17 protein-coding genes, 1 tRNA gene and 1 pseudogene are annotated in these 20,877 nt (G+C 71.4%); 10 read left to right on the top strand and 9 right to left on the bottom strand.

What is annotated here, in order from left to right:
- Positions 1-25: 25 nt before the first annotated feature.
- Positions 26-469: pseudogene (locus tag ACZ42A_RS17215) on the top strand (SUKH-4 family immunity protein); the annotation flags it as partial.
- Between the two features lie 34 nt (positions 470-503).
- Here the strand turns inward: ACZ42A_RS17215 and ACZ42A_RS17210 are convergent.
- Positions 504-575, bottom strand: a tRNA-Cys gene (locus tag ACZ42A_RS17210).
- Positions 576-748: 173 nt separating this feature from the next.
- Between ACZ42A_RS17210 and ACZ42A_RS17205 the strand changes: the two genes are divergently transcribed.
- The 4 genes from ACZ42A_RS17205 to ACZ42A_RS17190 all read left to right on the top strand — a co-directional run bounded on the left by ACZ42A_RS17205 (position 749) and on the right by ACZ42A_RS17190 (position 5,976).
- A complete protein-coding gene (locus tag ACZ42A_RS17205; protein WP_468528021.1) occupies positions 749-2,218 on the top strand; it encodes an MFS transporter in 1,470 nt (489 codons plus the stop codon).
- A 148-nt stretch (positions 2,219-2,366) separates the two neighbouring features.
- Complete coding sequence (locus ACZ42A_RS17200) at positions 2,367-4,160, top strand: DEAD/DEAH box helicase (RefSeq protein ID WP_468528020.1); 1,794 nt, start codon at positions 2,367-2,369, stop codon at positions 4,158-4,160.
- A gap of 302 nt (positions 4,161-4,462) precedes the next feature.
- Positions 4,463-5,104: an IclR family transcriptional regulator gene (locus tag ACZ42A_RS17195; RefSeq protein ID WP_468528019.1), complete on the top strand. Its 642-nt coding sequence runs from the start codon at positions 4,463-4,465 to the stop codon at positions 5,102-5,104.
- An 83-nt stretch (positions 5,105-5,187) separates the two neighbouring features.
- Positions 5,188-5,976 (top strand): S16 family serine protease, encoded by a 789-nt coding sequence (locus ACZ42A_RS17190; protein WP_468528018.1) that lies wholly within the window; start codon positions 5,188-5,190, stop codon positions 5,974-5,976.
- Positions 5,977-6,231: 255 nt separating this feature from the next.
- On the opposite strand, the gene ACZ42A_RS17185 is transcribed toward ACZ42A_RS17190, so the two are convergent.
- Genes ACZ42A_RS17185 through ACZ42A_RS17165 form a run of 5 tightly spaced genes read right to left on the bottom strand, consistent with a single transcriptional unit; the run spans position 6,232 to position 10,434 of the window.
- Positions 6,232-7,200, bottom strand: a complete 969-nt coding sequence (locus ACZ42A_RS17185) for a glycine betaine ABC transporter substrate-binding protein (protein ID WP_468528017.1) — start codon at positions 7,198-7,200, stop codon at positions 6,232-6,234.
- Positions 7,197-8,057 (bottom strand): ABC transporter permease, encoded by an 861-nt coding sequence (locus ACZ42A_RS17180; protein ID WP_468528016.1) that lies wholly within the window; start codon positions 8,055-8,057, stop codon positions 7,197-7,199. Before ACZ42A_RS17180 ends, ACZ42A_RS17185 begins: the two co-directional genes overlap by 4 nt.
- Positions 8,054-9,295 (bottom strand): betaine/proline/choline family ABC transporter ATP-binding protein, encoded by a 1,242-nt coding sequence (locus ACZ42A_RS17175; RefSeq protein ID WP_468528015.1) that lies wholly within the window; start codon positions 9,293-9,295, stop codon positions 8,054-8,056. Before ACZ42A_RS17175 ends, ACZ42A_RS17180 begins: the two co-directional genes overlap by 4 nt.
- The gene (locus ACZ42A_RS17170; RefSeq protein ID WP_468528014.1) at positions 9,288-9,935 is read right to left on the bottom strand and encodes an ABC transporter permease; all 648 of its coding nucleotides are present in this window, start codon (positions 9,933-9,935) and stop codon (positions 9,288-9,290) included. Before ACZ42A_RS17170 ends, ACZ42A_RS17175 begins: the two co-directional genes overlap by 8 nt.
- Before the next feature lie 16 nt (positions 9,936-9,951).
- Positions 9,952-10,434, bottom strand: coding sequence for an Lrp/AsnC family transcriptional regulator (locus ACZ42A_RS17165; RefSeq protein ID WP_468528013.1), 483 nt, complete (start codon positions 10,432-10,434; stop codon positions 9,952-9,954).
- Positions 10,435-10,558: 124 nt separating this feature from the next.
- Between ACZ42A_RS17165 and hppD the strand changes: the two genes are divergently transcribed.
- On the top strand, positions 10,559-11,704 hold the full coding sequence (gene hppD, locus ACZ42A_RS17160) for a 4-hydroxyphenylpyruvate dioxygenase (RefSeq protein ID WP_468528012.1): 1,146 nt from the start codon (positions 10,559-10,561) through the stop codon (positions 11,702-11,704).
- A 16-nt stretch (positions 11,705-11,720) separates the two neighbouring features.
- Here the strand turns inward: hppD and ACZ42A_RS17155 are convergent, their stop codons facing one another.
- Positions 11,721-13,193 carry a tetratricopeptide repeat protein gene (locus tag ACZ42A_RS17155; RefSeq protein ID WP_468528011.1) on the bottom strand — a complete coding sequence of 491 codons (1,473 nt, stop codon included), beginning with the start codon at positions 13,191-13,193 and terminating at the stop codon, positions 11,721-11,723.
- Between the two features lie 98 nt (positions 13,194-13,291).
- On the opposite strand from ACZ42A_RS17155, the gene ACZ42A_RS17150 reads away from it, so the two are divergent.
- Positions 13,292-14,665: an FAD-binding oxidoreductase gene (locus ACZ42A_RS17150; RefSeq protein ID WP_468528010.1), complete on the top strand. Its 1,374-nt coding sequence runs from the start codon at positions 13,292-13,294 to the stop codon at positions 14,663-14,665.
- 11 nt (positions 14,666-14,676) lie between these two features.
- On the opposite strand, the gene ACZ42A_RS17145 is transcribed toward ACZ42A_RS17150, so the two are convergent.
- Positions 14,677-15,087 carry an SsgA family sporulation/cell division regulator gene (locus ACZ42A_RS17145; RefSeq protein ID WP_468528009.1) on the bottom strand — a complete coding sequence of 137 codons (411 nt, stop codon included), beginning with the start codon at positions 15,085-15,087 and terminating at the stop codon, positions 14,677-14,679.
- 232 nt (positions 15,088-15,319) lie between these two features.
- Here ACZ42A_RS17145 and ACZ42A_RS17140 point away from each other — a divergent pair, with 232 nt between their 5' ends.
- Both ACZ42A_RS17140 and ACZ42A_RS17135 read left to right on the top strand, forming a co-directional pair.
- Entirely contained in the window at positions 15,320-16,960 is a 1,641-nt protein-coding gene (locus ACZ42A_RS17140) for an RDD family protein (protein ID WP_468528008.1), read from the top strand.
- A gap of 132 nt (positions 16,961-17,092) precedes the next feature.
- Positions 17,093-17,788: an RDD family protein gene (locus tag ACZ42A_RS17135; RefSeq protein ID WP_468528007.1), complete on the top strand. Its 696-nt coding sequence runs from the start codon at positions 17,093-17,095 to the stop codon at positions 17,786-17,788.
- Positions 17,789-17,803: 15 nt separating this feature from the next.
- Here the strand turns inward: ACZ42A_RS17135 and ACZ42A_RS17130 are convergent, their stop codons facing one another.
- Positions 17,804-18,058, bottom strand: a complete 255-nt coding sequence (locus ACZ42A_RS17130) for a hypothetical protein (RefSeq protein WP_468528006.1) — start codon at positions 18,056-18,058, stop codon at positions 17,804-17,806.
- A gap of 410 nt (positions 18,059-18,468) precedes the next feature.
- Here ACZ42A_RS17130 and ACZ42A_RS17125 point away from each other — a divergent pair, with 410 nt between their 5' ends.
- Positions 18,469-20,817: an immune inhibitor A domain-containing protein gene (locus ACZ42A_RS17125; protein WP_468528005.1), complete on the top strand. Its 2,349-nt coding sequence runs from the start codon at positions 18,469-18,471 to the stop codon at positions 20,815-20,817.
- Positions 20,818-20,877 lie beyond the last annotated feature (60 nt).

The following is a 20,877-nucleotide window of genomic DNA, read 5'->3' as shown; positions in this document are numbered from 1 at the left end:
TCCCATGAGCACGACCGGCGCCGTCATCACGGCGATCAGCACTCCGGCCACCGAATCGGGCCTTGCCCTCGACCTGCCCTCGCGCCTGCTCGACCAGGAGTTCGGGCGGGGTCGCGTGGCCCGTTTCGAGGACGTCGACTTCCCCGCGACGCTCACCCACGAACCGACCCGCCGCTTCCTCCGCGAGACGGGTCTCCCCGAGGACGAGGTCCTGTTCTCCCTCGACACGGACCTGCCCCTGCCGACCCTCACCGAGTACTACACCGACGAGGAGTACACGGGAGACTTCCCCCTCGACCGACTCCCCGACGACGCCGACCAGTTGATACGCCTCGGCCGCATCGTCGGCGACGCGGGCCTGGTGGTCGACGGCGCCTCCGGCGAAATCCTCCGCTGGACGGAACCGGAGGCCCGCCTGGACCCCCTGAACCGGGACGTCTCCGAACTGGTCCTCGCCCTGTGCCTGTTGCGCGCGGGCGGCGTCGAGACGGTGGGAGGAATAGAGGCCGTGGCGGGAATCGAACCCGCGTAACCTGCTTTGCAGGCAGGTCCCTGAACCACTCGGGCACACGGCCAACGTGTTGACCTGACCGTATGGGCGGGACATCGGCGGTCTCAAGGGATTCCCGGGCGCCGCAACGGGACTGCCATACGCCGTTCACGAACCGGGGGCGTAGGACCAACGGCCGAGGAGATCACCGTCTCCCGACAGGAGCCAACCGGTGGTGTGCCCCTTACTCTGACCTGCATGGCCGCCCTGGATCCCCGCGACGCCGATGTCGCAGACACCGCAGCAGACCCCGCAGACACAGCCGAGCCGCCGAGCGACGGCGTCCTCGGCCGGCCGTACCGGGCGCTCAGCATCGGGATCGTCTCCGTCGTTCTGCTCATCGCCTTCGAGGCGACCGCCGTCGGGACCGCGATGCCGGTCGCGGCGCGGGAGCTGGACGGGGTGTCGCTGTACGCGTTCGCGTTCTCGGCGTACTTCACGACCAGTCTGTTCGGGATGGTGCTCGCCGGGCAGTGGTCCGATCGGCGTGGGCCGTTGGGTCCGTTGACCTGTGGGATCGCCGCCTTCGCCGCCGGGCTGCTGCTGTCCGGGACGGCCGGGGCGATGTGGCTGTTCATTCTCGGGCGGGCCGTGCAGGGCTTCGGCGGGGGACTCGTCATCGTCGCGCTGTACGTCGTCGTCGGGCGGGCCTACCCCGAGCGGCTGCGGCCCGCGATCATGGCCGCGTTCGCCGCGAGCTGGGTCGTGCCGTCGATCGTCGGTCCGCTGGCCGCGGGCGCGGTCACCGAGCACCTCGGCTGGCGCTGGGTGTTCGTCGGGATCCCGGTGCTCGTCGTGTTCCCGCTGGCGCTCGCGCTGCCGCAGATCCGCAGCCGGGCGTCCGGGCCGGTGGACGGTGCCGACGGCTCCGGCCCGGGCGCCTCCTTCGACGGCCGCCGCATCTGTCTCGCGCTCGGCATCTCGCTGGGCGCCGGACTGCTCCAGTACGCCGCCCAGGACCTGCGCTGGCTCTCCCTGCTGCCCGGGGTGGCGGGTGCCGCGCTGCTGGTGCCCGCCGTGCTCGGGCTGCTCCCGCGCGGCACCTACCGGGCGGCGCGCGGGCTGCCGTCGGTGGTGCTGCTGCGCGGCGTGGCGGCGGGCTCGTTCATCGCGGCCGAGTCCTTCGTGCCGTTGATGCTGGTCACCCAGCGGGGGCTGTCGCCGACGCTCGCCGGGTTCTCGCTGGCGGCCGGCGGCGGGACCTGGGCGCTCGGCTCCTGGGTGCAGTCGCGGCCCCGCCTGGAGCAGTACCGGGAGCGGCTGATGACGCTGGGCATGGTGCTGGTGGCGGCCGCCATCGCGACCGCGCCGAGCGTGCTGATCGACGCCGTGCCGGTGTGGACGGTGGCCGTCGCCTGGGGCTTCGGCTGCTTCGGCATGGGCCTGGTGATCTCCTCCACCAGCGTGCTGCTGCTCCACCTCTCCGCCCCCGAGGAGGCGGGCACCAACTCCGCCGCCCTCCAGATCTCCGACGGCCTGTCCAATGTGATCCTCCTCGCGGCCGGCGGCGCCGCCTTCGCCGCGCTCGGCGGCGGAACGGTGGCCCACGCCACCACCGAGGCCGCCGGCGCGGCCTCCCACCCGGCCGCCTTCGCCGCCGTCTTCCTGCCCATGGCGGCGGTCGCGCTGGTGGGCGCCTGGGTGACGACACGGCTGCGGGAGCGGTGAGTAACAGGGGGTGTCACCGAGGGTGTTGTGACGTGGGTCCCACCCTTGGGCGACCCGGCCTCGTTCGCGCGTTGACGGTGCCGGGCCGCCGGTAGGGTGGCCCGGTTGTCATACGTAGCCGAGCCGTTCTACCCCCCGTACGGAGACCGTGACTACCACCGCCGCTACCTCCTCCCACCACCTCTCGCCCGCCTTCCCCGGCCGCGCCCCCTGGGGCACCGCCAGCAAGCTGCGTGCCTGGCAGCAGGGTGCGATGGAGAAGTACGTCCAGGAGCAGCCGCGTGACTTCCTGGCGGTCGCCACCCCAGGCGCCGGCAAGACGACCTTCGCGCTGACGCTGGCGTCCTGGCTGCTGCACCACCACGTCGTGCAGCAGGTGACCGTGGTGGCCCCCACCGAGCACTTGAAGAAGCAGTGGGCCGAGGCCGCCGCGCGGATAGGGATCAAGCTGGACCCGGAGTACAGCGCGGGACCGCTCGGCCGGGAGTACCACGGCGTCGCCGTGACGTATGCTGGCGTGGGTGTGCGGCCCATGCTGCACCGCAACCGCGTCGAGCAGCGCAAGACACTCGTCATCCTCGACGAGATCCACCACGCCGGTGACAGCAAGTCCTGGGGCGAGGCCTGCCTGGAGGCCTTCGAGCCCGCGACCCGGCGGCTCGCGCTGACCGGTACGCCGTTCCGCTCCGACACCAACCCCATCCCCTTCGTGACGTACGAGGAGGGGCAGGACGGGATCCGGCGCTCGGCCGCCGACTACACCTACGGCTACGGCTCCGCGCTCGCCGACGGCGTCGTCCGCCCGGTCATCTTTCTGAGCTACAGCGGCAACATGCGCTGGCGGACCAAGGCCGGCGACGAGATCGAGGCGCGGCTCGGCGAGCCGATGACCAAGGACGCCATCAGCCAGGCCTGGCGTACCGCCCTCGATCCGCGCGGCGACTGGATGCCCGCCGTGCTGCGCGCCGCCGACCAGCGGCTGACCGAGGTCCGCAAGGCGATCCCGGACGCGGGCGCGCTGATCATCGCCTCCGACCAGGAATCGGCCCGCGCCTACGCCAAGCTCATCCGGGACATCACCGGACACAAGGCGACCCTCGTGCTCTCCGACGACGCGGGCGCGTCCAACCGGATCGACGAGTTCAGCAACAACACCGACCGGTGGATGGTCGCCGTCCGGATGGTGTCCGAGGGCGTCGACGTGCCGCGCCTCGCGGTCGGCGTGTACGCGACGACGATCTCCACGCCGCTGTTCTTCGCGCAGGCCGTGGGTCGTTTCGTACGGTCGCGGCGCCGCGGCGAGACCGCGTCGGTGTTCCTGCCGACCGTGCCGGACCTGCTCGGGTTCGCCAACGAGATGGAGCGCGAGCGGGACCACGTCCTCGACAAGCCGAAGAAGGACGGCGAGGAGGACCCGTACGCCGAGGAGGAGAAGCTCCTCCAGGAGGCGGAGAAGCAGCAGGACGAGGACACCGGGGAGCAGGACATGCTGCCCTTCGAGGCGCTGGAGTCCGACGCCGTCTTCGACCGGGTCATGTACAACGGCGCCGAGTTCGGCATGCAGGCGCACCCGGGGAGTGAGGAGGAGCAGGACTACCTCGGCATTCCGGGGCTCCTCGAACCCGAGCAGGTGCAGCTGCTCCTCCAGAAGCGGCAGGCGCGGCAGATCGCGCACAGCAAGAAGAAGCCGGACGCCGAGGCGGACCTGCTGGAGCTGCCCGCCGAGCGGCGGCCGGTGGTCTCCCACAAGGAGATGATGGAGCTGCGGCGGCAGCTCAACACGATGGTCGGCGCGTACGTCCACCAGAGCGGCAAGCCGCACGGGGTCATCCACACCGAGCTGCGCCGGGTCTGCGGCGGGCCGCCGGCGGCGGAGGCCACGGCCGGGCAGCTGCGGCAGCGGATCGCCAAGGTGCAGGAGTGGGCCACGCGGATGCGGTAGCCCTGCCGGGGGCTTGAGGGGTCTCTCGCGCGCCGTACGTATCAGGACAAATCGCGGCAGGTCATATCGGCCACTGCCCGGATTCTGGACGGAGCCTTCCGCTGAGCGGACCGGCTCGCTACTGTCCCGCTACGCACACGCCCCGTGGCAGCGCCGCCGCGGAGCGCAGCCGTGAAGCGACGCGGCCCGGACAGGCCGGGCCGCCGGCCGATCGGCAGCCTCTGAAGCGCGTCGTTGACGGGACTCGGCGACGCATCCGCCGCGAGGGGGCTGCCGACCTCACCACTGAAGGAGTGGGCGTCGTGACCGCGGAGACCTCTCAGACGCTCGACCGGGGACTGCGGGTCCTCAAGCTGCTGGCCGACACGGACCACGGGCTGACCGTCACCGAGCTATCCACCAAACTGGGCGTGAACCGGACTGTGGTGTACCGGTTGCTGGCCACGCTGGAGCAGCACGCACTCGTACGCCGTGACCTGGGCGGGCGTGCCCGCGTGGGGCTCGGGGTGCTGGGTCTTGGCCGGCAGGTGCATCCGCTGGTACGGGAGGCGGCGTTGCCGGCGCTGCGGGCGCTGGCGGAGGACATCGGGGCGACGGCGCATCTGACGTTGGTCGACGGGGCGGAGGCGTTGGCCGTCGCGGTCGTCGAGCCGACGTGGACGGACTATCACGTGGCGTATCGGGCGGGATTTCGGCATCCGCTGGACCGGGGGGCCGCGGGGAAGGCGATTCTCGCTGCGCGGGCCAGGCCGTCGGGGGACCCCGGGTACACGTTGACGCACGGGGAGTTGGAGGCGGGGGCCAGTGGGGCCGCGGCGCCGTTGCTCGGGGTGACGGGCGTGGAGGGCAGTGTGGGTGTCGTGATGCTGGCCGATGCGGTGCCGGAGCGGGTGGGGGCTCGGGTGGTGGAGGCGGCGCGGGAGGTTGCGGAAGCCCTGCGCTGAGAGGCGTCACGCATGCCCGCAGGCTGGGCGGGTTGCGCTCGCCCGCGGGCTGCGCCGGAGACCCCTCGCGTTAGATTGGCCCCGTGCTCACTCGTCTCACGCGTCCCCAGGCCCTCGCTGTCTGTGTTGCCCCCGTTGTGGCGCTTGTCGCCACCGCGGTGTTCGCGCCGTTGCCGTTCTCGGTGGCGCAGCCGGGGATGACGGCGGATGTGCTGGGGGAGGACAAGGGGACGCCGGTGATCACCATCCAGGGGGCGCGCACCCGGGACACCCGGGGTGAGCTGCGGATGACGACCATCGAGGCGACCGGGCCGGAGGCACGGGTGTCGCTCGGGGATGTGGTCGACGGGTGGTTCCGGAGCGATCAGGCCGTGATGCCGCGGGACGCGGTGTACCCCACCGGGGACAGCGTGAAGGAGATCGAGGAGTACAACGCGGAGCAGATGAGGCGGTCGCAGGACGCGGCGACCGATGCCGCGCTGAACTATCTCGACCGCTCCGGCGACGACATCAAGGTCGAGCTGGAGCTGGAGGACGTCGGCGGGCCCAGCGCCGGCCTGCTGTTCTCGCTCGGCATCATCGACAAGCTGGACGGAAACGGCCGGGGCGGCGACCTCACCGGCGGCCGGACCATCGCCGGGACCGGCACCATCACCGCCAAGGGCGAGGTCGGCGCCGTGGGCGGTGTGGCCCTCAAGACGCAGGCCGCCCGCCGCGACGGCGCGACCGTCTTCCTGGTGCCGGAGGCCGAGTGCTCTGACGCGAAGGCCGAGCTGCCGAAGGGGCTGCGTCTCATCCCGGTGAGCACGCTCAAGGGTGCCGTGCAGTCCCTCGTCGCCCTCGACACCGGCAAGCCGGTCCCGGCCTGCTAGGCCGTGTCCGCAAAGTGCCTCCCCCAGAGGGGGACCCCCAGCCCCGCGACGCCTGGCACGCTCCCCCGAGCTCTTCGAGCAGGGGCCCCCACTCGCCGCACCGAGCGAAATCCCAAGTACGTCCAGTACGAGGGCTTCCGCCCGGCACGCCGAGAGCACGCACCAGACGCCGCGGGGCCCGCCCTCCGGGCGGACGACGGGACTTTGCGGACACGACCTAGGCCCTCTCGTTTGGATCATCCCGGCGTCGCGGGACTAGCCCTCCTTCACGAACCCCTCCTGCACCAGCCAGTCCAGCGCCACCTGGTGCGGATCCTCGCCGTCCACGTCCACCTTGGCGTTGAGTGTCTGCGCCACGTCGTTGTTCAGCTTCTTCGTGATCGGGTCGAGGATGTCCGTGATCGCCGGCCACTCCTTCAGTGTGCTGGTGTTGATCACCGGCGCCGCGTTGTAGTTGGGGAAGAATTTTCTGTCGTCCTCCATCACCACCAGGTTCATGGACTTGACCCGGCCGTCGGTCGTGAAGACCTCCCCGTACGTGCAACTGCCCTTCGCCGCCTGGGTGTAGATGATCCCGGTGTCCATCTGGGTGATGCGGCCCGCCGGGATGTTCATCCCGTACTCCTTCTGCATCCCCGGCAGCCCGTCCGCCCGGTTGGCGAACTCGCCCTCCACGCACAGCGTGACCGCGCCGGGGTCCTTCCCGGCCAGCTCGGCGACGTCCGAGAGCGTCCTCGTGCCGTATTTCTCGAAGTTGGCCTGGTTCATCGCCAGCGCGTAGGTGTTGTTCAGGGCCGACGGCTCCAGCCAGGTCAGGCCGTTCCTCACGTCGGCGTCGCGCACCGCCTGCCACTGCCGCCGCGGGTCGGGGATGGGCTCCTTGTTGCCGAGGTACGTGATCCAGGCCGTGCCGGTGTACTCGTACACGGCGTCCGCGTCGCCCTTCTGGACGGCCTCGCGGGAGCCGATGGAGCCCTGGATGCCCGTCCGGTCGAGGACCTCCGCGCCGGCCGCCTCGAAGGCGATGCCCATGATCGCTCCGAGGATGAGCTGCTCGGTGAACGACTTGGACGTCACGGTGAGATCGGCGCCCTTGAGGGGTTCGCCCTGCCCGATCGAGCCCGGCCGTACGTCGTCGACCATCGGGGAGCCGCTGGTCAGGCCGCAGCCGGAGGCTGCCGTCAGCAGCCCGCCCGCCAGCAGCAGACACATCCGCCGTCTCATGTCCCCGCCTCCAGTCCCCGGGGCCGCAGCAGCGTTTCCGCCAGCGAGGCCAGCCAGTCCACCAGCAGGGCGAGGACGATGGTGAGGATCGAGCCCAGGATCAGCACCGGCATCCGCTGGTTGGTGATGCCCGTGGTGATCAGCACGCCCAGGCCGCCGCCTCCGCCGAAGGTCGCCAGGGTGGCCGTGCCCACGTTCAGCACCAGCGCCGTCCGTACGCCCGCGAGGATCAGCGGTACCGCCAGCGGCAGTTCCACCCGGGTGAGCACGCCCAGCGGTGACATGCCGATGCCGCGGGCCGCCTCCAGCAGGGTCGGGTCGTTCGCCTTCAGACCGGCGATGGTGTTCGACAGCACCGGCAGGACGGCGTAGACGATGATGCCGATCAGGGCCGACCGGCGGCCGATGCCCAGCCAGATCACCAGCAGCGCGAGCAGACCGATCGCGGGGGTCGCCTGGCCCACGTTGGCCAGCGCCATCGCCACCGGGGTCGCCTTCCGGAACGCCTTCCTGGTCAGCAGGACGCCCAGCGGGATGGCGATGATCAGCACGAAGAAGGTGGAGATCACGGTCAGCTGGACGTGCTGCCACAGCGCCTTGGAGACCTGACCGCCCGACAGCGCGTTCTCGGAGATGGTGTCCAGGTCCGCCCGGTCGAACCAGAGCCAGGTGGCCAGCAGCACCGCGATCAGGAAGGCGGGCAGGACGGTCAGCTTCCGCCAGCCGACCCGGCGGGGCTGCGGGCGCCGCAGATGCGGGACGGGCTCCAGCTCGGCCTCGCCGTCGTCCCGGAAGGGCAGCCCCTTGACCTCGTGCTCGCCCTCGGGGCGGCGTCCGCGGTCGGGTGCGGTCGTCACGCCTTCGCCTCCCCTCCGCGGCCCTCCCGCTCGGCGTGCGTCAGCTCCTCGCGGGCCTCCTCCAGCTCGTGCCGGTGCTCCATCGCGTCCAGCCGGTCCGCCTCCAGCAGCTCGTGCACGGAGTTCATCAGCGTCTCCATGTCGACGACGCCGGTGTACTCGCCGCGCCGCCCGGTCACCGCGACCCGCCCGGCGTTGTCCGTGAGCACCGCCTCCAGGGCGTCGCGCAGGGTGGCGTCCCGGGTCACCGTGTCGTGTACCAGGGTGCCCGCGCGGGCCAGCGAGCCCTTGGCACGCATCAGGTCGCCGCGCCGCAGCCACTTGTAGGGGCGGCCCCGCTTGTCCAGCAGCAGGATCTCGTTCGTACCGCTGCGACGGAGCTTGTCGAAGATGTCCTGGAGCGGGTCGTCGACGGTCACCGTCGGATAGTCGGTGATCTCCACATCGCCCACCCGGGTGAGGTTGAGCCGCTTCAGCGCCGCTCCCGCGCCGACGAAACCGGAGACGAAGTCGTCCGCCGGGTTGGTGAGGATCGCCTCGGGGGTGTCGAACTGGGCGATGTGCGAGCGTTCCCGCAGCACCGCGATCCGGTCGCCCAGCTTGATCGCCTCGTCGAAGTCGTGGGTGACGAACACGATCGTCTTGTGCAGCTCGTGCTGGAGCCGGATCAGCTCGTCCTGGAGGTGGTCACGGGTGATCGGGTCGACCGCGCCGAACGGCTCGTCCATCAGCAGCACCGGCGGGTCGGCGGCCAGCGCCCGGGCCACGCCCACGCGCTGCTGCTGCCCGCCGGAGAGCTGGCGCGGATAGCGGCCGTGGAACTCGCCGGGGTCCAGGCCCACGAGGTCGAGCAGCTCCTCGACCCGGTCGCGGATCCGGGACTTCGACCAGCCGATCATCTTCGGGACCAGGCCGATGTTCTGCGCGACGGTCATGTGCGGGAAGAGGCCGGCGGACTGGATGGCGTAGCCGACCTTGCGGCGCAGCTTCACCGGGTCGATGTCGGTGACGTCCTCGCCGTTGATGCGGATCCGGCCGCTGGTCGGCTCGATCAGCCGGTTGATCATCTTCAGCGTGGTCGACTTGCCGCAGCCGGACGGCCCCACGAAGATCACCGTCTCGCCCGCGCCGATCTCCATGCTGACGTTGTCCACGGAGGGGGCGGGGTTGCCGGGGTAGCGCTTGGTCAGGTTCTCCAGCTCGATGGTCGCGCCGCCGGTCGCGGTGTTCTCAGGCACGGATCCCCCTCGGGATGGTCAGCCGTCCGATCAGGACGTACGCGGCGTCGAACAGCAGGGCGAGGACGATGATCCCGAGGGTGCCCGCGAGCACCTGGTTCAGCGCGTTCTTGCTGCCCAGGGAGGCGATCCCGCGGAAGATCAGGTTGCCGAGGCCCGGCCCGGAGGCGTAGGCGGCGATGGCGGCGATGCCCATCAGCATCTGGGTGGAGATCCGGATGCCGGTCAGGATCGGCGGCCAGGCCAGCGGCAGCTCCACCCGCGCCAGCCGCATCAGCGGGGACATCCCGATGCCGCGCGCGGCGTCCACCAGCGCGGGGTCCACGCCCCGCAGTCCGACGATCGAGTTCCGCACGATCGGCAGCAGCCCGTACAGGGTCAGCGCGATGACCGTCGGGGGCACGCCCAGGCCGACGATCGGGATGAGCAGACCGATCATGGCCAGCGACGGGATGGTGAGGATGGTGGAGGTCGCGGTGGTGGCCAGGTTGCCGGCCCACTCGGTGCGGTAGGTGACCACGCCGATCAGCACACCGAGCACGGTCGCCACGACCATGCACTGGAAGACGGCGCTGGCGTGCTGCCCGGCGTCGGCGAGCAGCTGCTGGTGGCGATTGCCCAGGTACTCCCAGAAGTTCACATCGCTCACCCCACGGCTAGGACGTCTCGCGCCGGTCCTCCGCCGCCTGTTCCACCAGCGGGATGATCCGCAGCGGAACGGGGTTCTCCATGACGATCGCGGTGGAGGCCCGGACGATGCCATCAAAACCGACAACCCGGTCGATCACCCGCTGGAGATCGGCGTTGGAGCGGGCCACCAGCCGGCACAGCATGTCCCCGGTGCCGGTGGTGGTGTGCAGCTCCAGCACCTCCGGGACGGTCGCCAAGTGGGCCCGTACATCGGCTCCTTGGCCCTGCCGGATCTGGAGCGTGGCGAAGGCCGTCACCGGGTAGCCGAGGGCGGCGGGATCCACCTGCGGACCGAATCCGCGGATGACTCCGTTCGACTGAAGCCGGTCGAGCCGCGCCTGCACGGTGCCGCGCGCGACCCCCAGCCGCCGGGACATCTCCAGCACCCCGATCCTCGGCTCCCGCGCGAGCAGCACGATGATCCGCCCGTCCAGATGATCGATCGCCACGGCAGTCCCCTCCAGTGGTCATCCTGTACAGACAGCCCGTGGAAACCGGGCTCGCACTGGTCAGATTGCCCAGTGGGGACGCAAACTATTGCGCACCTTGCGGGGTGGGGGAGACGCTGCGCTTATGACGCAGACCACACACCACACTCCCGACACCGCCCGGCAGGCCGACCCCTTCCCGGTCAAGGGAATGGACGCGGTCGTCTTCGCCGTGGGCAACGCCAAGCAGGCGGCGCACTACTACTCCACCGCCTTCGGCATGAAGCTGGTCGCGTACTCCGGACCGGAGAACGGCAGCCGCGAGACCGCCAGTTACGTGCTCGAGAACGGCTCCGCGCGGTTCGTCCTCACGTCCGTCATCAAGCCCGCCACCACCTGGGGCCACTTCCTCGCCCAGCACGTGGCCGAGCACGGCGACGGCGTCATCGACCTCGCCATCGAGGTGCCGGACGCGCGGGCCGCGTACGCCTACGCCATCGAGCACGGCGCGCGCTCGGTCGCCGAGCCGTACGAGCTGAAGGACGAGCACGGCACGGTCGTCCTCGCCGCGATCGCCACCTACGGCGAGACCCGCCACACCCTCGTCGAGCGCACCGGCTACGACGGCCCCTACCTGCCCGGCTACGTCGCCGCCGACCCGCTCGTCGAGCCGCCCGCCCAGCGCACCTTCCAGGCCATCGACCACTGCGTGGGCAATGTCGAGCTGGGCCGGATGAACGAATGGGTCGGCTTCTACAACAAGGTCATGGGCTTCACGAACATGAAGGAGTTCGTGGGCGACGACATCGCGACCGAGTACAGCGCGCTGATGTCGAAGGTCGTGGCCGACGGGACCCTGAAGGTCAAGTTCCCGATCAACGAGCCCGCGATCGCCAAGAAGAAGTCGCAGATCGACGAGTACCTGGAGTTCTACGGCGGCGCGGGCGTCCAGCACATCGCGCTGAACACGAACGACATCGTGGCGACCGTGCGCACCATGCGCGCGGCCGGCGTGCAGTTCCTGGACACCCCGGACTCGTACTACGACACGCTCGGCGAGTGGGTCGGCGACACCCGGGTCCCGGTGGAGACCCTGCGCGAGCTGAAGATCCTCGCCGACCGCGACGAGGACGGCTATCTGCTGCAGATCTTCACCAAGCCGGTCCAGGACCGCCCGACCGTGTTCTTCGAACTCATCGAACGCCATGGCTCGATGGGCTTCGGCAAGGGCAACTTCAAGGCCCTGTTCGAGGCGATCGAACGCGAGCAGGCCAAGCGCGGCAACCTCTAGGACCCGCCTCCGGGACTCACCGCTGGTCCGCTGCCATCACATCCGGTGGCAGCGGACCGACGGGCGGCTCGCCCAGCGCGCGCAGGGCCGCCCGCGCGCTCGGCGCGTGCAGCGGGGAGAACCAGGGGTTGAGGCGCAGCGCCTCCTCGAGGTGCCGTCGGGCGGGGCCGTACTCTCCCAGCTCCCGCTCGATCATCCCTCGGTGGTACGCGTACAGGGCGCTGCGCACCCCGCCGCCGTTCCCCTTCTCCTTGTCCGTCGCACGCTTCGCGAACCACAGCGCCTCCTCCTCGTCCTCGCCCGCCTTGTGCAGTGCCCACCCCAGGGCGTCGGCGACGGCGATCGACGGCTGCCGCCGCCACTCGGCGCGCAACCGGCGTACGGCGGACTCCGGGTCGCCGTGGTCCGCCTCGAAGCGGCCCAGCACCAGCTCCTCGTCCGCGCCGCCCGCGGCCGCCGCCCGCACCCGCTCCCGCAGCAGGTCGTACTGCACCCGGGCCGCCTGCCCCAGCCCCAGCGACTGGTACAGCTCGCCCAGCTCCAGCGCGTACTCCGGCGCCGGCTGCATGGCCAGCGCCTCCCGGTACGCCTCCAGCGCCTCCGAGATCTGCCCCAGCGCCGCCAGCGCCCTGCCCTGCCCGGCCTGCGCGGCCCGGTGGTCGGGGTCGAGGCGCACCGCCTCCCGGAAGTGCCGCAGGGCCGCCTCCCGGTCCCCACGCTCCCATGCCAGCTGCCCGGCCCGCTCCAGCCAGGCCGCCCGTTCGGCGGGCGACCGGGCGGCCGCCGCCGCGTCCGACAGCTGGGCGGCGGCGTCCTCGCGCCAGCCCCGGTCCCAGTACACGGCCGCCGCGCGGGCCATGACCGGCGGCCCGGTCCGCAGCTTCTGCAGCCGGTCCAGGGTGCGCTGGGCCGCCTTGTGGTCGCCGAGCCCGGTGTACGCCTCGATCAGCAGCGGATACGTCGTCCACCGCTTGCGGTCCGCCGCCAGCGCGGCCTCGGCCCAGTCCCGCGCCGCCGAGAAGTCCCGCCGCGCGTTGGCCAGCGCCGCCAGCCCGTCCATCGCCTGGGCGTTGCCGTGCGGCCGCACCTTCAGCGAGGTGCGCAGCGCCCCCTCCGCCCTCGGGTAGTTCTGGGCGTCGGCGGTCCGCCGCCCCTGCTCCACATACGCCGTACCCAGTACCGCCCACGACTCGGCGTCCCGCGGATGCTTCCGCAGATGCTCCTCCCGGTCGCCGATCAGCGCCGCCAGGTCGGGCAGCGCGGCCGGCATCCCGGCGGTCACCGCGGTCCGCGCGGCGGCCGGCCCGGGCGCGGGCGGTGGCGGGCTCGGGGCCTCGGGCTGCTCCGGCGGCAGCATCATCAGCACCCCGCCGAGCACCATGCACCCGGCGAGCCCGCCGACCAGCACGTTGACGATCCGGGCCCGGCGCGAAAGCCCGCGCGGCGGGTACCCCTCGGTCTTCAGCTCGGTCCTCTCCCGCGTCCTCATGCCGCTCACTGTGCGTCAATATGACGAGCACATCCGGTCAGCCGAAGGGTGCGGCCGACGGGGTTCACACCGATGGCCCCCGGTGCGACGCTGTGATCATGAGCCGTAGCCACCTCACCGACCGGCTGCTCGCGGGACTGCCGGCCGAGGCCGTTCTGACGGACCCCGACGTCACCGCCTCCTACGCCCACGACATGGCGAGCTTCTGCCCGGCCGGCACCCCGGCCGTGGTGGTGCTGCCGCGCACCGTCGAACAGGTCCAGCACGTGATGCGCACCGCGACCGAGCTGCGCGTCCCGGTCGTCCCGCAGGGCGCCCGCACCGGCCTGTCGGGCGGGGCCAACGCCGCCGAGGGCTGCATCGTGCTGTCCCTGACCAAGATGGACCGCATCCTGGAGATCAACCCGGTCGACCGCGTCGCCGTCGTCGAACCGGGCGTCATCAACGCCGCCCTCTCCCGCGCGGTCGGCGAACACGGCCTCTACTACCCGCCCGACCCCTCCAGCTGGGAGATGTGCACGATCGGCGGGAACATCGGCACGGCCTCCGGCGGGCTGTGCTGTGTGAAGTACGGCGTGACGGCCGAGTACGTGCTCGGCCTGGACGTCGTGCTCGCCGACGGACGGCTGATGTCCACCGGCCGCCGCACCGCCAAGGGCGTCGCCGGATACGACCTGACCCGGCTGTTCGTCGGCTCCGAGGGCTCGCTCGGCGTCGTCGTACGGGCGATCCTCGGCCTGCGGCCCAAGCCGCCCGAGCAGCTGGTGCTGGCCGCCGAGTTCGCCTCCACCGCGGCGGCCTGCGACGCCGTGTGCCGGATCATGGCGGGCGGGCACGTTCCCTCACTCCTCGAACTGATGGACCGTACGACGGTCAGGGCCGTCAACGACCTGGGGAACATGGGCCTGCCGGAGAGCACCGAGGCCCTCCTGCTGGCCGCCTTCGACACCACGGACCCCGCCGCCGACCTGGCCGCCGTCGGCGCCCTGTGCGAGGCGGCCGGCGCCACCGAGGTCGTCCCCGCCGACGACGCCGCCGAGTCCGAGATGCTGCTCCAGGCGCGGAGGTCGTCCCTGGTCGCGCTGGAGGCCGTGAAGGGCACCACGATGATCGACGACGTGTGCGTGCCCCGCTCCCGGCTCGGCGACCTGTTCGACGGCGTACAGAAGATCGCGGACAAGCAGGGCCTGACCATCGGGGTCGTCGCCCACGCCGGCGACGGCAACACGCACCCGACGGTCTGCTTCGACGCCCAGGACCCCGACGAGTGCCGGCGCGCCCGCGAGTCCTTCGACGAGATCATGGCCCTCGGCCTGGAACTCGGCGGCACCATCACCGGCGAACACGGCGTCGGCGTGCTGAAGAAGGAGTGGCTGGCCCGGGAACTCGGCCCGGTGGGCCTGGAGATGCAGCGGGCGGTCAAACAGGTCTTCGACCCGCTGGGCATCCTCAACCCGGGCAAGCTGTTCTGACCCCCGCGCACTCACTGGGCGAGCAGCTCGGCGAGCCCGTCGTCGATGCCCAGCTGCTCGCCCTCCGTGCCCGGCGGCACCGCCCGCAGCGTCCGCTCCAGCCACGCCGACACCTGCGCCGCCGGCGCCTCGAGCAGCGCGTCCCCGTCCGGTGAACTCAGCGCCATCAGCACGACGCTGCGCCCCTCCGCCTTCGTCGGCCACACCCGCACGTCCCCCTGCCCGCACGGCCGGAACACCCCCTCCACCAGCAGGTCCCGGGCGAACGTCCAGTACACGGGGCAGTCCGAGTTGATGTGGAAGGCGATGTGCACGGCGTACGGGTCGTCGGTGCGGTAGCTCAGCAGGGCCGGGACGGCGATGGCGCGCTCGGGGGACAGGACGAGCCGCAGCTCGAGTTCGCGCTCCACGACGGTGTACATGGCGGTCTTCCTCTCTGTCGTACGGACCCGGCGGTGGGCCCGTACGAGGAGAGAGCGGCCAGGCGCTCGGGCATTACGCGGGTTCGCCGAACTTTTTCCGCGACTGTGGCGCCGGGGTAGCACAACCGTGCTCGAAAGGGGTGGGTACGGCGGGACAGGCGCTGAGGGTTGCGCCCGTCTGATAGATGTGGAGGCCCCCATTACACCCCCGAGCAGATACGGGACGACGGACATGAGCGCCCCAACCCCGGCCCCTGGCGACGACAGGCCCCGCGAAGGGTATTACCCGGACCCCTCCATCCCCGGATATGTCCGGTACTGGAACGGTGCCGCGTGGGTACCGGGCACCAGCCGTCCGGCACCGGCCGACGGCGAACCGCTCGCCCCGCCGCCCGGGGTGCGCCCGGCGCAGCCCGCGACTCCGTCCGTGGAGGAGACCGGGCCGCACTTCTTCGACGAGGACCCGGTCGACGAGCCCGCCCCGGCCGCGCAGGAACCCGCGGAACCCGCGCCCGCCTGGGGCGCCGACCGTTCCCACCAGTCCGGCTTCGGCGGCGACCAGGACCGCCGGGTCTCCTGGGGCTCCCCGCAGGGCGCCGACCCGCGCGTCCCGGACCCCCGCGCGGACGGCACCCCGCCGGCCGAGTCCGACGCGGAACCGGCCGCGGCGGCCGCCGGCGGCACCTTCGTCTTCCGCCGTCCGACGGCGGACGACGGGGGAGCGGACGACTCGGCGGCGGGCGGGACGCGGCAGGGCACCGGGCCGGGCTTCGGCCCGGTGACGGGTTCCGGCGCCGCCGGTCGTGCGGGCGCCGGTCGCGACGAGGGCACCATGACGTTCCGCGCGGTGGGCCCGCGCGCGACCGCCTCCGGCAAGGCGACATCGCCTCCGGCGAGCCCGGGTACGCCGGGTACGCCTGGCACTCCGGACGCGCCTGGCACTCCGGGGACGCCAGGCACCCCGGGCACTCCAGGCACCCCCACCGACCCTGCCCCCACCGGCCCCGGCTTCGGCGCCGGCAAGGCGGCGGCGGCCCGCGCCGCGGCGGCCCAGGCGGCCTCGGCTCCGGCGGCCTCCCCGCCCGCGGCGCAGGGCCCCTCGGCCTCCGCGGCCTCCTCGCCCGCCGCCCAGTCCGTTCCCGCCGCCCGCCCCGCCCCCGCCGGTCCGCAGCAGCAGCCCGCCGGTTTCCCCCAGCGCACGCCCCAGGTGCCCCAGCAGGCCGCCGCCGCCACCCCGGTGACGACCGGCGTCGGCGGCGGGCAGTCCTCCTGGGCCCAGCAGGTCCACCAGCTCGCCGGGTCCTCCGCGACCGCCGCCGACGACCAGCCGGTCGCCCCGTGGAAGCCCCCCGTCGAGGACCTGTTCCAGGCGGCCGCCCGGCGGCAGGCGGCGGCCCGCCCCGCCGGGTTCGGCAAGCGGTTGGCGGCGCGGCTGATCGACACGGTCGTCGTCGCGGGCGTCACCGCAGTCGCCGCCGTGCCTCTCGGCGGCAAGGCGCTGGACCACATCCAGGACAAGGTCGACCAGGCCAAGCTCTCCGGGCAGACGGTCACGGTGTGGCTGCTGGACGGCACCACGTCGGCGTATCTCGGCATCATCCTGGCCGTCCTGCTGGTGACCGGCGTCCTCTACGAGGCCCTGCCGATCGCCAAGTGGGGCCGCACGCTGGGCAAGAAGCTGCTCGGCCTGGAGGTGCGGGACATCGAGTCCCACGAGCCCCCGTCCTTCGGCGCCGCCCTGCGCCGCTGGCTGGTGTACAGCGTGCCCGGACTGCTCGGTGTCGGACTCGTCGGCGTGCTGTGGTGCCTGTTCGACAAGCCGTGGCGCCAGTGCTGGCACGACAAGGCGGCGCGGACGTTCGTGGCGGGCTGACACCCGGCCGGGTGTCCTCCGGCTGGGTGTCCCCCCGACGGGTGTCCTCCCGATGGGCGTACTCCCGACGGGCGTACTCCGGACGGCGGCCCGTCGGATGCGCCGCGGGAGCCGTCGGGGTCCACTCGGGCCATGAGCACCGAACCGCCCCCCGGCTCCGGCGGACAGCCCCCGGAAGACGACCCGTTCAGGAAGCAGCCCCCGTCCGGCGAGGGCTCGGGCTCGCCGTACGACACTCCGCCCGGCGGCGGCACCCCGCCCGGCGGCGGCCCTCCGCCCGGCGGCGGGTCCCCGTACGGCGGTCCGCCGCCACCGCCGTACGAGGGCGGCCCGTACGGGGGCGGCTACGGCGGCGGTTACCCCGAGGACCCGCTCGCCGGGATGCCCCCGCTCGCCGACAGCGCCAAGCGCACGCTCGCCCGGCTGATCGACATGATCCTGGTGGGCGTGGTCGTCGTGCTGCTCGGCTGGCTCTTCGACGTCGACGAGTACGACGTGGCCGGCGAGGACATCGATACGGCGAGGTCCGTCTGGCAGTCCACGATCGCGGCCGTGCTCTACATCGCGTACGACACCTTCATGATCGCCAAGTGGGGGCAGACGCTCGGCAAGAAATGGCTGAATATGCGCGTGGCCAATCTGGACAACGGCGCCACGCCCTCCGTCCAGACCGCACTGCTGCGCGCTGCGGTCCTGTGGCTCCCGTTCGCCTACTGCTGCGCCTGCATCTGGACGGCGATCTCGGGCGGCGTGAGCTACTTCGACAAGCCCTACAAGCAGGGCCTGCACGACAAGGCGGCCAAGACGGTGGTGGTCAGCACCGAGTGACCGCGCGAGCCGTCGTCAGTTGTCGGTGACCGAGGCCGCCGCCACCGGCTCCTGCGCGGCGGGCCGGGCCGCGGGGGAGGCCGGCGTGGGCTGCGGGGCCCTGCGCACCGGGACCGTCAGGGCGACCAGCAGCCCGAGGGTCAGCGCGGCGACGGCGATGAGGGCGATCCCGGCGGCCGAACTCGTCTGCGACAGCAGCAGCATGGCGAGCGTCGAGAGGATCACGGTGCAGGAACCGTAGGCGAGCTGTGCGGCGGTCGGACGAGGCATGGCAATCGTGTCCTCGGAGAAGGGGGTCTCCCCCCGTGCCTCTCGCCGTGGGGGAGGTGCGGACAGGCATATGTGTTCGGCAGTGTTCGTCAATCTATTCGCCTGCATGCCCGAGGGGAACGAAGCGTAAGCGTGAGATGACCAACAGTGCCGGAGCATGGGGGCGCATCGAGTCATGTCGTCCGCCAAGTCGAGGGTGGCACGCGCCCGTTGAACGGTCGTCCGGTGTTCGCTGAGCGAAAGCGGAACACCGCATAGTGCACTTGACCTGTCCAAGTCAAGGTCTGTCTTTTCCTCCCAACCTCTAGTCCAATGTCGTCACTTGACTACACGCGTTGATCACGCGCGCGCGGACCCTCCATGACCAGGACCCTTCCTTCCGCGCGCCCGGACGCGGGGGAGGATCTCAAGTGACCAGCAGACCCTGGACGTTCCGAGCGGCCGCGACCGCGGTCGCGCTCGCGGCGGCCACCGCCGGCTTCTCCACCTACGGTGTGGCCCAGGCCGACCCGGCCGACCCGGCCGGGAAGCCCGCCGCCATCGACCGACACGACCCGGCCTCCGTCAAGGCCCACGAGGAGCACGACCTCGAAGGCCCGTTCAGCAAGACCCAGGAGGCCCAGCGCGAAGAGGCCCTGAAGCAGGTCATATCGGGCGAGGCCGAGATAGAGAAGCGCGACGGCTCCCAGGTCGTCGAGCTGGAAAGCCGCAAGGGCGACAGCAAGTACGTCGAGCTGGGCCGGGAGAAGACGGACAAGATCTTCACCATCCTGGTCGAGTTCGGGGACAAGACCGACCCCCGCTACGGCGGCACCCCCGGCCCGCTGCACAACCAGATCGCCGCGCCGGACCGCACCAAGGACAACAGCACCGCCTGGCAGGCGGACTACGACCGCGCGCACTACCAGAACCTCTACTTCGGCGACGGCGCCGACTCGATGAAGACCTACTACGAGAAGCAGTCCTCGGGCCGCTACTCCATCGAGGGCGAGGTCCAGGACTGGGTCAAGGTCCCCTACAACGAGGCCCGTTACGGCTCCAACAAGTGCGACCCGGACAACTGCGCCTGGTACGCGGTGCAGGACGGCGTCACCGCCTGGGCCGAGCAGCAGAAGGCGGCCGGCAAGACCGACGCCGAGATCAAGGCCAAGCTCGCCGAGTACGACCAGTGGGACCGCTACGACTTCGACGGCGACGGCGACTTCAACGAGCGCGACGGCTACATCGACCACTTCCAGATCGTGCACGCCGGCGAGGACGAGTCCGCGGGCGGCGGCGCGCAGGGCGAGGACGCGATCTGGGCCCACCGCTGGTACGCGTTCAGCAGCGACCAGGGCGCCACCGGCCCCGACTTCAACAAGCTCGGCGGCACCCAGATCGGCTCCACCGGCATCTGGGTCGGCGACTACACCATCCAGCCGGAGAACGGCGGACTCGGCGTCTTCGCCCACGAGTACGGCCACGACCTCGGTCTGCCGGACCACTACGACACCCAGGGCGGCGAGAACTCCACCGGGTTCTGGACCCTGATGTCCTCCGGCTCCTGGCTCGGCCGGGGCCAGGGCACCATCGGTGACATGCCCGGCGACATGACCGCCTGGGACAAGCTCCAGCTGGGCTGGCTCGACTACGACACGGCGAAGGCCGCGACGAAGTCGAAGCACAAGCTGGGCGTCGCCGAGTACAACACCAAGAACGCCCAGGCCCTCATCGTCACCCTGCCGAAGAAGGCGGTCACCACCGAGATCGTCACCCCGGCCGAGGGCGCCAAGCAGTGGTGGAGCGGCAGCGGCGACGACCTGCGCAACACCCTGACCCGCTCGGTCGACCTGACCGGCAGGACGTCGGCAGCGCTGACCCTCGACGGCTGGTACGAGATCGAGAAGGACTTCGACTACCTCTACACCGAGGTGTCCACCGACGGCGGCGCCACCTGGACCGCCCTGGACGGCACGGTGGGCGGTCAGCCGATCCCGCGCGACGGCAGCGGCAAGCCGGCCCTGACCGGCACGGTCGACGGCTACCAGAAGCTGTCGTACTCCCTCGACGCCTACGCGGGCAAGAAGTTCGACCTGCGCTTCCGCTACCAGAGCGACGGCGGCGTGGCCCTGAAGGGCTTCGCGGCCGACAACGTCTCCGTCGTGGCCGACGGCACCGCGCTGTTCAGCGACAACGCCGAGGGCGACGACGCCGGCTGGACGAAGAAGGGCTTCGAGCGCATCGGCGCGTCGTTCACCGCGGAGTACGACCAGTTCTACATCGCCGAGAACCGGCAGTACGTGTCGTACGACAAGACCCTGAAGGTCGGTCCGTACAACTTCGGCTTCGCAAGCCGTCCGGACTGGGTGGAGCACTACCCGTACCAGAACGGCCTGTTGATCTGGAAGTGGGACACCTCCCAGAAGGACAACAACACCAGCGAGCACGAGGGCGTCGGCCTGCTGCTCCCGGTGGACTCCCACCCGGCGCCGCTGAAGTGGGCCGACGGCACGCTGATGCGCAACCGGATCCAGTCGTACGACGCGCCGTTCAGCCTGTACCGCACGGACGCCCTCACCCTGCACAAGGCGGACGTCGCGACCCGGATCCCGTCGTCGAAGGGCGTGCCGGTCTTCAACGACCACACGAACAGCTACTACGACGAGTCGACCCCGACCGCCGGCGTCAAGATCACTGACACCAACACCAAGATCAAGATCGTCAAGGAGGCCCTGAACGGCTCCACGATCACGGTCCAGGTCGGCCCCGCGGTGAAGTAGTCGGCATTTCCGCAGGTCAGGAGCGTATCGGCGGCAACCCCTTGGCGGGTTGCCGCCGAT

The organism is Streptomyces sp. NPDC030838, from assembly GCF_055572035.1.
Note: the sequence above shows the minus strand (reverse complement) of the source record. Positions and strands in the feature narration are given on the sequence as shown.